Annotated in this window: 10 protein-coding genes; 8 read left to right on the top strand and 2 right to left on the bottom strand. The window is 67.1% G+C overall.

Annotated features, from left to right (window positions below; translation table 11 throughout):
- Positions 1-228 precede the first annotated feature (228 nt).
- Both ACILR9_RS33240 and ACILR9_RS33235 read right to left on the bottom strand, forming a co-directional pair.
- Positions 229-906, bottom strand: a complete 678-nt coding sequence (locus tag ACILR9_RS33240; RefSeq protein WP_395714284.1) for a DUF6537 domain-containing protein — start codon at positions 904-906, stop codon at positions 229-231.
- Positions 907-929: 23 nt separating this feature from the next.
- Complete coding sequence (locus ACILR9_RS33235; protein WP_395714283.1) at positions 930-3,812, bottom strand: indolepyruvate ferredoxin oxidoreductase family protein; 2,883 nt, start codon at positions 3,810-3,812, stop codon at positions 930-932.
- Positions 3,813-4,121: 309 nt separating this feature from the next.
- On the opposite strand from ACILR9_RS33235, the gene ACILR9_RS33230 reads away from it, so the two are divergent.
- The 8 genes from ACILR9_RS33230 to ACILR9_RS33195 all read left to right on the top strand — a co-directional run bounded on the left by ACILR9_RS33230 (position 4,122) and on the right by ACILR9_RS33195 (position 10,183).
- Positions 4,122-4,382, top strand: a complete 261-nt coding sequence (locus ACILR9_RS33230) for a hypothetical protein (RefSeq protein WP_395714282.1) — start codon at positions 4,122-4,124, stop codon at positions 4,380-4,382.
- 196 nt (positions 4,383-4,578) lie between these two features.
- Entirely contained in the window at positions 4,579-5,391 is an 813-nt protein-coding gene (locus tag ACILR9_RS33225) for an ABC transporter ATP-binding protein (RefSeq protein WP_395714281.1), read from the top strand.
- Positions 5,388-6,188 (top strand): ABC transporter ATP-binding protein, encoded by an 801-nt coding sequence (locus ACILR9_RS33220; protein WP_395714280.1) that lies wholly within the window; start codon positions 5,388-5,390, stop codon positions 6,186-6,188. The genes ACILR9_RS33225 and ACILR9_RS33220 overlap by 4 nt, the downstream gene beginning before the upstream one ends.
- The gene (locus ACILR9_RS33215) at positions 6,185-7,381 is read left to right on the top strand and encodes an ABC transporter substrate-binding protein (protein WP_395714279.1); all 1,197 of its coding nucleotides are present in this window, start codon (positions 6,185-6,187) and stop codon (positions 7,379-7,381) included. The genes ACILR9_RS33220 and ACILR9_RS33215 overlap by 4 nt, the downstream gene beginning before the upstream one ends.
- Before the next feature lies 1 nt (position 7,382).
- Positions 7,383-8,246, top strand: a complete 864-nt coding sequence (locus ACILR9_RS33210) for a branched-chain amino acid ABC transporter permease (RefSeq protein WP_395714278.1) — start codon at positions 7,383-7,385, stop codon at positions 8,244-8,246.
- 4 nt (positions 8,247-8,250) lie between these two features.
- Positions 8,251-9,168, top strand: coding sequence for a branched-chain amino acid ABC transporter permease (locus ACILR9_RS33205; protein WP_395714277.1), 918 nt, complete (start codon positions 8,251-8,253; stop codon positions 9,166-9,168).
- The gene (locus ACILR9_RS33200) at positions 9,165-9,653 is read left to right on the top strand and encodes a GAF domain-containing protein (protein WP_395714276.1); all 489 of its coding nucleotides are present in this window, start codon (positions 9,165-9,167) and stop codon (positions 9,651-9,653) included. Before ACILR9_RS33205 ends, ACILR9_RS33200 begins: the two co-directional genes overlap by 4 nt.
- The gene (locus ACILR9_RS33195; RefSeq protein ID WP_395714275.1) at positions 9,650-10,183 is read left to right on the top strand and encodes an AAA family ATPase; all 534 of its coding nucleotides are present in this window, start codon (positions 9,650-9,652) and stop codon (positions 10,181-10,183) included. The genes ACILR9_RS33200 and ACILR9_RS33195 overlap by 4 nt, the downstream gene beginning before the upstream one ends.
- The last annotated feature ends 64 nt before the right edge of the window (positions 10,184-10,247 follow it).

Genomic DNA, 10,247 nt, shown 5'->3' with positions numbered 1-10,247 from the left:
GAAGACTGGGTGGTGATGCCGCAGCATGGCTCTGGCATCGTCGTGCACGATGTCCATCGCAATCACGATCGGTAATCATTTTCCTCCCTAAGCGAAGCTTGGGGAGGTGTCGCCGTCATACGGCGACGGAGGGGTCATGAGTCATGGGAGAGGGTCGAGCCTGAGGCTCATGACCCCTCCGCCCCGTGTGACGGGGCACCTCCCCAGCGAAGCTGGGGAGGACTGTGACTACTCCGCCGCGATGCGGAGCGTCTCCGCGTTGCGCCATTGGTGCAGCATCTCGGCCTGCCTGCGGCGCGTCTTCTCGATGCTGGCGTCCTTGATGTGGCCGTAGCCGCGGATCTCATCCGGCAGTGACGCGAGCTTGATGGCGAGCGGATGGTTTGCCGGCGACAGGCCCTTCAGCAGCTCGTCGACCAGGACTTCGTACTCGCCGATCAGGGCGCGCTCCGTACGGCGCTCGGCCGTGTAGCCGAACAGGTCGAATGCCGTGCCGCGCAGTCCCTTGAGCTTCGCCAGGAGCTTGAACGCCGGCATCATCCAGGGACCGAACGCCTGCTTCACGAGATGGCCGGTCTTGGGATCGCGACTGGCCAGCAGCGGCGGGGCGAGATGGAACCTGATCGTGTAGCCGCCTTCGAACTGCCGCTCGATGGCCGCCTGGAACGCCGCGTCGGTATAGAGCCGCGCCACCTCGTACTCGTCCTTGTAGGCGAGCAGCTTGGCGTAGTTGCGGGCGACGGCGAGGGCGAGCCCGGTCTCGCCGGTCTTGTGCTCGGCCGCGCGCACCCTGTCGACCAGGGCGCGGTAGCGCTCCGCCAGAGCCGCGTCCTGGTACTTCGTCAGATGCTCGATGCGTGCCGCGACGAGCTCGTCGAGCGTCTTCGACGGCCGGGCGAACGGCACCACCTTGTCGTCGGCCGGCGCGATCAGTTTCTCGACCGCGGCGCGATCGTGCGCCGCCCGACGAGCTCGTCGAGCGTCTTCGACGGCCGGGCGAACGGCACCACCTTGTCGTCGGCCGGCGCGATCAGTTTCTCGACCGCGGCGCGATCGTGCGCCGCCCGGCGGCCCCAGCGGAAGGCGTTGCGATTCATCGTGACGGCTGCGCCGTTCAGCTCGATGGCCTGCTCGATCGCTTCGTGTCCCAGCGGCACCAGGCCCTTCTGATAGGCATAGCCCAGCATGAACATGTTGGTGGCGATCGAATCGCCCATCAGCGCCGTGGCGAGCTCGGTCGCTTCGAGGAATTCGCAGGCCTCGCCGCCGGCCGCCGCTTCGATCGACAGCCGGAGCGTATTGGCGGGGAAGGCGAGGTCGGGATGGCGCGTGAACTCGCCGGTGATGGTCTGGTGGGTGTTGACGATGGCGCGCGAGCGGCTGCCTTCGAGCCGTGCGAGCGCATCGGCGCTGGCGCTCACCACGAGGTCGCAGCCCAGAAGCAGCGACGCGCCGCCGGCACCCAGGCGCACCGCGTGCAGTGCCTCCGGATCGGCGCCGATCCGCACATGGCTGATGACGGCGCCGCCCTTCTGCGCCATGCCGAGCTGGTCGAGCACGGTGGCGCCCTTGCCCTCGATGTGGGCCGCCATGCCCAGGATGGCGCCGATCGTGACGACGCCGGTGCCGCCGATGCCGGTGATCAGCATGCCGTATGGCCTGTCGTCCACCGTCGGCAGGGAGGGCGCCGGCGGAAGGTCGGGCTCCGCTGTGGCGACCGCGCTCTTCTTCTCGGCCTTGCCCTTGCGCACGCCGCCGCCTTCGATGGTGACGAAGCTCGGGCAGAAGCCGTTCACGCAGGAGAAGTCCTTGTTGCACGACGACTGGTCGATGGCGCGCTTGGTGCCGAACTCGGTCTCGACCGGCACGACCGAGAGGCAGTTCGACTGAACCGAGCAATCGCCGCAGCCCTCGCAGACCGCCTGGTTGATGAAGGCGCGCTTGGCAGGATCGGGGAAGGTGCCGCGCTTTCGACGGCGGCGCTTCTCGGCGGCGCAGGTCTGATCGTAGATCAGGACCGAGACACCCTTCCATTCGCGCAAGGCACGCTGCACGTCGTCGAGCTCGCTGCGATGATGGAAGGTGACGCCGGGCGCCCATTCGGTGCCGACCGGATACTTGTCCGGCTCGTCGCTCACCAGCGCGATGCGGCGCACGCCCTCGGCATGGACCTGCTGGCTGATCGTCCACGGCCGGACGTTGCCGTCGTGCGGCTGGCCGCCTGTCATGGCGACGGCGTCGTTGTAGAGGATCTTGTAGGTGATGTTGGCGTTGACGGCGGCGGCCTGGCGAACCGCAAGGTAACCGGAGTGGAAATAGGTGCCGTCGCCCATGTTCTGGAACACGTGCGGCATGTCGCTGAAATGCCTGGCGCCGACCCACGGCGCGCCCTCGGCGCCCATGTGCGTGAAGGTCTTGGTGTTCCGGTCCATGCCGATGGCGAGCGTATGGCAGCCGATGCCCGCCATCGCCATCGAGCCTTCCGGCACCTTGGTCGAGCTGTTGTGCGGGCAACCGGAACAGAAATAGGGCACGCGGGCCAGTCCCGCCTCGTTGCGGATCTGCCGACCGGTGCGCCGCTGCAGCGCCTCGAAGCGCTGCTTGGTGTGCGCACTGAACGAGTCGAAGCCGAAGCGGGCGACCAGGGCTGCGGCGATCTCATACGGCGTCAGCTCGCCGTCCGATTTCAGGAGCTTCTGGCCACGCTCGTCGGTCTTGCCGACGACGACCGGGCGACGGTGGGCCGGCGCGTTGAACAGCGCGTCCTTGAGCTGTGGCTCGATGATCGCGCGCTTCTCCTCGACCACCAGCACCTCGCGCTTGCCTAGCGCGAAAGCGGTCGCGCCGTCGGTCTCGAGCGGCCACACGAGAGCCACCTTGTAGACGGCGATGCCGAGCCGTTTGGCTTCGGCGTCGTCGATACCGAGATCGTCGAGCGCCTGGCGGACGTCGAGATAGCTCTTGCCGACAGTGACGATGCCGAAGCGGGCGTCGGCCTCGCCCATCATCAGCCGGTCGAGCCGGTTGGCGCGCCAGTAGGCGAGCGCCGCCGGCTGCTTGACGGTGAAGGTGCGGCGCTCCTGGCCGAGCCAGTCGTCGGGCCAGCGGATGTGCACGCCGTCCGGCGGCAGGACGAAGTCGGTCGGCAGGCGGATCTCGATGCGGTGCGGATCGACATGCACCGAGGCCGAGGAGTCGGCGGTCTCGCTGATGATCTTGAAGCCGACCCACAGACCCGAGTAGCGCGACATCGCGAAGGTGTGCAGGCCGAGGTCGAGATACTCCTGCACGCCGGCCGGATGGATCACCGGGATGCCGGCAGCGATGAAGGCGGGCTCGCTCTGGTGTGCCGTGGTCGACGACTTGGCCATGTGGTCGTCGCCGGCCAGCGCCATCACGCCGCCGTTGGGCGCCGTGCCGGCATAGTTGGCGTGCTTCAGGGCATCGCCGCTGCGGTCGACGCCGGGCCCCTTGCCGTACCACATGCCGAACACGCCGTCGTAGCGCGCGCCGGGATAGAGGTGGATCTGCTGGGTGCCCCAGATGGCGGTGGCCGCCAAGTCCTCGTTGACGCCGGGCTGGAACTCGATGTGGTTGTTCTTGATGAAACGCTTGGCCTGCCACAGCGCCTGGTCGAAGCCGCCGAGCGGCGAGCCGCGATAGCCGGAAATGTAGCCGGCGGTGTTGAGCCCGGCCGCCTGGTCACGCTGGCGCTGCATCATCGGCAGGCGCACCAGAGCCTGTGTACCGGTGAGATACACCCGCCCGCTTTCGAGCAGGTACTTGTCGTCCAGGGTCACCGCGTGGGCCATGAAACTCTTCTCCCTGGCCCTCATATACTCGCGCCTGCTCAGGAAATCTCCCTGCCGAGGAAAAGAGCAGCTTTCCAGCCGGCTGGCGGCGGGACCCGGTGAGGCGTTTCGTGAAGACGCCGAAAGGCGAAATCTTGTGAGCGAGGATGCATCTTCTCCTGTTCCTCTCAGCTCTGATCGGCATGACTGGATGAGGCTGCCAAAGGTGGGAGCCCGACCCGATCAGGGCTGTTTCCGAAGTCGCGCTCTTGACGTGGCAAGAAACCCGCCTAGCGTGGGTGGACACTGGCGGTGGGTCATTGCCGGTGAATGCGCAGCATCAAGGAGGATGTGACATGCGCGAGCCGGCTGCCGCTGTTGCCCATGCGAACAGGGTCGATGAGCCTGCGCCGTCCAAGCGGTTTCAACGAGCTGTGCCGGTTGAACCAGGACACACCGAGACCCGGCGCCAAGGCGGAGAGTCGGGGCCGGCTGGAGGGCATCGCCATCCTGCGCGCCCGGCTGACGCAACGACGCCTTCGATCGACTTCCTTGCGTCAGTTGCAAGTGATTGATTTTAAAGGGCACTGACGCAACGGACGCAACTGACGCAAAATATCGCCCATGAATCCCCACGCGGCAGTCCGGCGGATGCGACACGCCAAGACCCGCAAATGGGAGAGGTTGGGTGAGGGAGCTCGAAGATTGCTGCATCGCCCACACCCCATTACCCCTCCTCTCCCCTTGCGAGAGGCGAGGAGCAAGAAAAGAGAGGATGGCGCGTTTCGTGCTGCTCGTGGATAAGGTCATCCGCTTGCCATCCAAGGAATCCGCATTGCCCCTGCTCGAGATCAAGGACCTGCGCCGCGCATTCTATGGGCTTGATGTGCTGCGCGGTGTCGATCTGTCGGTGGCGCCAGGCGGCATCACCGGGCTGATCGGACCGAATGGGGCGGGCAAGACGACCCTGTTCAATGTCGTCTCCGGGCTGGTGCCGCCCGATGCCGGGTCGATCCGTTTCGACGGCCAGGAGGTCGCCGGCTGGGCGCCCGACGCGGTCAGCCGGCGCGGGCTGGTGCGCACCTTCCAGGTGGCGCGCGGCTTTCCCAAGCTCTCGGTGTTCCAGCATCTCATGCTCTATGGGCGAGATCAGCCCGGGGAGAGCCTGTGGCAGGCGATCGTCGGCACCCGGGCGGCGCGCGACCGCGAGGCCGAGCTGGCCGAGCGAGCGTGGGCGACGGCGCGCTTCCTGCGCCTCGACCATCTGATCGACAATCCGGCCACGGCGTTGTCGGGCGGCCAGAAGAAGCTCTTGGAGATCGGCCGGGCGCTGATGGCCGAGCCGCGCCTGGTGCTGCTCGACGAGCCGACGGCCGGCGTCAACCCGACCCTGCAGAACGAGATCGGCGAGCGGCTGCTGGAGCTGCCCAAGCGCGGCATCACCGTGCTGCTGATCGAGCACGACATGGGCTTCATTGCCCGCCTGTGCAATCCGGTGATCGTCATGGCCGAGGGCCAGGTGCTGACCGAGGGCACATTCGACGCCGTGCGCGCCGATCATCGAGTGCGCGAGGCCTATCTCGGACGGCGGGCGGCATGAGCCCGGAGGGTAATGGCCCGAGGGGCGACCTCCTGAACATCGTCGGGCTGCGCGGCGGCTATGCCGCGGCCGACGAGATCGTCAAAGGGGCCGACCTGCGGGTGGCGCCGGGCGAGATCGTCGCCCTGATCGGCCCCAATGGCGCAGGCAAGTCGACCTTGCTCAAGCTCGTCGCCGGCCTGCTGCGGCCGAGCGGCGGCAGCGTGCGCTTCAAGGAGCGCGAGATCGCCGGCCTCGGCGCACCGGCGGTCAGCCGGGCCGGCCTGTCGTTCGTTCCGCAGGAGCGCAACGTGTTCGGCACCATGAGCGTCGCCGAGAACCTCGAGATGGGTGGTTATCTCGACGGCGCGCATGCGAAGAAGCGCATGGCCGAGCTCTACGAGCGCTTTCCCATGCTGGCCGACAAGCGCCGCGCCGCTGCACGCACCCTGAGCGGCGGACAGCGCCAGATCCTCGCCATGGCGATCGCACTAATGAACGCACCCGACCTGCTGTTGCTCGACGAGCCGACCGCGGGCCTGAGCCCGCGCGCGGCCGAACAGCTGTTCGGCACGATCCTGGCTCTGAACAAGACAGGGGTTGCGATCCTGATGGTTGAGCAGAATGCACTCGAGGCGCTGACCGTGGCCGGACGAGCCTACGTGCTGGTCCAGGGCCGGCCGGAGCACGAGGGGCGGGCGGCCGATCTGACCGACGACCCGATCGTCCGCGATCTCTTTCTCGGCGGCAAGGCAGCGCCTATGCTCGCGCGATCGGACGGGGAGTCTTCGAGCAGGGAAATGGGGAACAACACATGACGAATCTTCGTATCGGCCGCCGCGCCGCGCTGGCCGGCGGCGTCGCCGTTCTGGCCAGCCCGGCCGTGGCGCGCGCTCAGGCCGACCCGATCAAGCTCGCGACCCTGACGCCGCTCACCGGCGCCGGCGGCTCCTATGGACCGAGCATGGCCAAGGTCGCGGCTACCGTCGTCGAGGGAGTCAACAAGGCGGGTGGCGTGAACGGCCGCCGCGTCGTCCTGGTGAGCGAGGACGATCAGACCAGCCCGGAGGCTGCCGTTCGTGCGGCGCGCAAGCTGATCGATGTCGACAAGGTCTCGGCCATCATGGGGACCTGGGCCTCGTCGGTGACCACGGCGGTGGCGCCGCTGTGCTGGGAGAGCAAGACTTTCCTGTGCACCGTGTCGGGCGCCGACTCGATCACCCTTCTGCCGCACCAGGGGTTCCTGGTGCGCACCCAGCCCAATTCAAAGCTTCAGGTCACGCGGGTCGGCGAGTTCATTCTCTCGCTGGGGGCCAAGAAGGTCTTCACCATGATCCCGCAGACGCCGTTCACTCAGTCGACCTTCGACATCCTGAACGCAGTGCTGCCGAAAAGCGGAGCGACCCATCAGAGCCTGATCTACGACGACAAGAAGACGACCTATCGCACCGAGGTCGACCAGGCGCTGCGCACCTCGCCCGACGTGATCCTGGCCAACGGCTACACGCCCGACACGGTAGTGTTGCTCAAGGACCTCTATCGCGCCGGCTTCAAGGGCAAGATCCTGGGCTTCGCCTACTCGATCAACCAGAAGCTGGTCGACCAGGTCGGCCAGAACGAGGTGGTCGAAGGCGTCTACACCTTCGCGCCGGCGTCGGCCGAGGACAGCACGGCCTACGACAAGGTCAAGGCCGCCGTGGGGTCGTCCAATCCCGACCCGTACACCAGTCAGGTCTACGACCACATCAACATGGTGCTGATGAGCATGGCGATCGCCAGGGATTCGAGCGGCGTCGCCATCAAGGACAACATCCGCAAGGTGACGCAGGGCGGCGGCAAGACGGTCGACAACGCCGTCGACGGCATCAAGGCGATCACCGCCGGCGAGAAGATCGACTACACCGGCGCGTCGGGTCCCTGCGACTTCGACGAGCGCGGCGACATCGTCGACTGCAAGTTCCGCTACGAGCAGATCAAGGCCGGCAAGTTCACCGTGGTGAAGATCGCCTGACTTGATCGACGTCGTCGTCCAGGCGCTGGTCAACGGGCTGGTGTCGGGCACGCTGCTTGCGGTGCCTGCCATCGGCTTCACGGCGATGTTCGCCGTGCTGCGCTTCCCCAATTTCGCGGTGTCGGGCATTGCCACGCTCGGCGCCTTCGCCGGCTACTTGGCCTACGGCGCGGGCCTGCAGATGGCGGGCTCGCTGGCCGTCGCTTTCGTCGTCGCCGGCGCGGCCGGGCTGCTGTTCGACGAGGTGGCCCACCTGCCGCTGGTCAAGCAGGGGGCGCTGCCGGCCGCCATCGCCTCGATCGCCAGCGGCTTGGTGCTGGAAAACGTCGTGCGGCTGGGTTTCGGCAACGATCCGCGCGGTTACGACCGGCCGATCGCACGCGACATCAGGCTCGGTGACATCAGGGTGAGCCCGCAGCAGCTCGAGACCATGGGGCTGGCGCTGGCGCTGATGCTCGCCGTGTTCGCCATCCTGTCCTTCAGCCGCATCGGCAAGGCGATGCGCGCTTCGGCCGACAATCCCGACCTCGCCTCCTTGAAGGGCATCCGGCCGGAGCGCATCGCCATGATCGCGAGCTTCGCCGGCATGGGCCTGGTCGGCGTCGGCGGCATGCTGCTGGGCCTCGACAGCTCGATTGATCCGCTGACCGGCACCCGCATCCTGCTGTCCCTGTTCGCCGCCGCCGTGCTGGGCGGGCTGGGCAGCGTGCCCGGCGCCGTGCTGGGCGCTTTCCTGATCGGCATTGCCGAGGAGCTGTCGGTTCTGGTCGTCGGCTCGCAATACCGCGCCGCTGTTGGCTTCGTTGCCATCCTGGTGATGCTCACCCTGCGCCCGCGCGGGCTGCTGGGCGAGAGGGCGTATTGAGCAGATGCTGAGCTATCTCCTCTTCGTCGCCACCGTCGGTGGCATCTATGGCTTGCTGGCGCTCAGCCTCAACCTGATCTGGGGCGGGGCGGGGATGGTGAATCTCGGGCTCGCCGGGTTCTTCGCCGTTGGCGCCTACGCGTCAGGGCTGCTCACCACGGCGGGGCAGGGGCCGATCCTGTCAGGCTGGATGGTAGCGCTGGTTGCCGGCGGTTTCGCCGGCCTGATCGTCACGCTGTCGACGACGCGCCTGCGCGAGGACTATCTCGCCATCGTCACCTTGGGTTTCGCCGAGGTGGTGCGCCTGGTCGCTGCGAACGAGTTCTGGCTGACCCGCGGCACCGACGGCATTTCGGGTATCCCGGGACCGTGGAAATCCACGCTCGGCCAGAATTTCAACTCGGTCTACTTCCTGATCGTGGTTGCGGCGTTGCTCGTGGTGTTCTTCGTCGTCCGCCGAATCGATCGCTCACCCTACGGTCGGGCGCTGCGCGCCATCCGCGAGGACGCCCAGGTGGCTCAGGTCGCGGGCAAGCCGGTGCTGCGCTTCAAGACCGAGGCGTTCACGCTTTCCGCCGCGATCGCCGGTCTCGCCGGCGCGCTCTACGGTCATTTCACGTCGTATATCGCGCCCGACCTGTTCCTGCCGCTGATCACGGTCTACATCTTTCTCGCCGTGGCTTCGGGCGGCACCGGCCGCCCGGCCGGTGCATTGCTCGGCGCCTATCTCGTGATGACCCTGCTGGAGTCCTCGCGCTTCTTCGTCGAATGGATTCCCGGCACGACTGCGGTGCAGCGCGCCGCGCTCAAGGAACTGTTGATCGCTGTCGCCCTCATCCTGATGCTGCGCCTGAAACCTTCCGGTGTCCTGCCGGAACGGATCCCGCCGGCGCCACGTCCTGCAACTGGAGCAAGCTCATGACCCCGTTCGACTCTTGCGTCGCCGCCCTGCGCGAGCACGGCTCGAAGGACGCTTTGTTCAAGGTGCTGGACAAGGCGCTGGCCGACACGGTCGGCCACAAGCTGTTCACGCTGCTCTACGTCGCGCCCACCGGCCTGCGCGTGAAGCGCATCTATACCAACATGCCGAAGGAGTATCCGGTCGGCGGCTACAAGGAGATCACCGGCTCGCCGTGGCATCAGCATGTCGTGGAAGGCCGCAAGCCGTGGATCGGCTACAACGCCAAGGACATCGCCTGGGCCTATTTCGATCACGAGCTGATCGTGTCGCTGGGTTGCGAATCGGCCATGAACATCCCGGTGGTCTACGGTGGCCGCCTGCTCGGCACCATGAACCTCCTCGACGCGGCCGGGCACTACAAGGAAGCCGACGCCAAGACCCTGGAGCCGTTCGCCGCGCTGATGGTCGGGCCGTTCCTCGACGCCATCGCCGCCGATCCAGGATGAAGCGCTTCATCCTCACCGGCACGCCGGGCGCGGGGAAGACCGTGCTGCTGCGGCAACTGGAACAGGACGGCTTCGGTGTGGTCGAGGAAGCGGCGACCGACGTCATTGCGCTCGAGCAGGCGTGCGGCGTCGCCGAGCCCTGGACCGAGCCGGGCTTCATCGATCGCGTCGTCGACCTGCAGCGCCGGCGCCGGCTGCGCGCGGCATCGCTGCCCGAGGAGGTTCAGTTCCACGACCGCTCGGCCGTGTGTACGGCAGCCCTTGCGACCTATCTCGGCTACCCGGTCTCTCCTGCGCTTGCCGAGGAGCTGGCCCGGATCGAGCGGGATGCCGTCTTCGACCGCCGCGTCTTCATGATCCGCAGCCTGGGTTTCGTCGCGCCGACGTCGGCGCGACGGATCACGCAGGAGCAGGCGATGCGCTTCGAGGCGATCCATGAGCAGACCTATCGCGCGCGCGGCTTCGAGATCGTCCCCATTGTCGCAGGAAGCGTGCTAGATCGGGTCGGGGTGATCAGGCGGGCGCTGTAGAGCGCGCTTCTCATTCTCCTCCCCAGCGAAGCTGGGGAGGAGAAGAAGGGGGCTCTGGCCGAGC

Origin of the sequence: Reyranella sp. (assembly GCF_044224635.1) — a bacterium.
GTDB lineage: Bacteria > Pseudomonadota > Alphaproteobacteria > Reyranellales > Reyranellaceae > Reyranella.
This window is presented reverse-complemented; position numbering and strand designations above follow the sequence as displayed.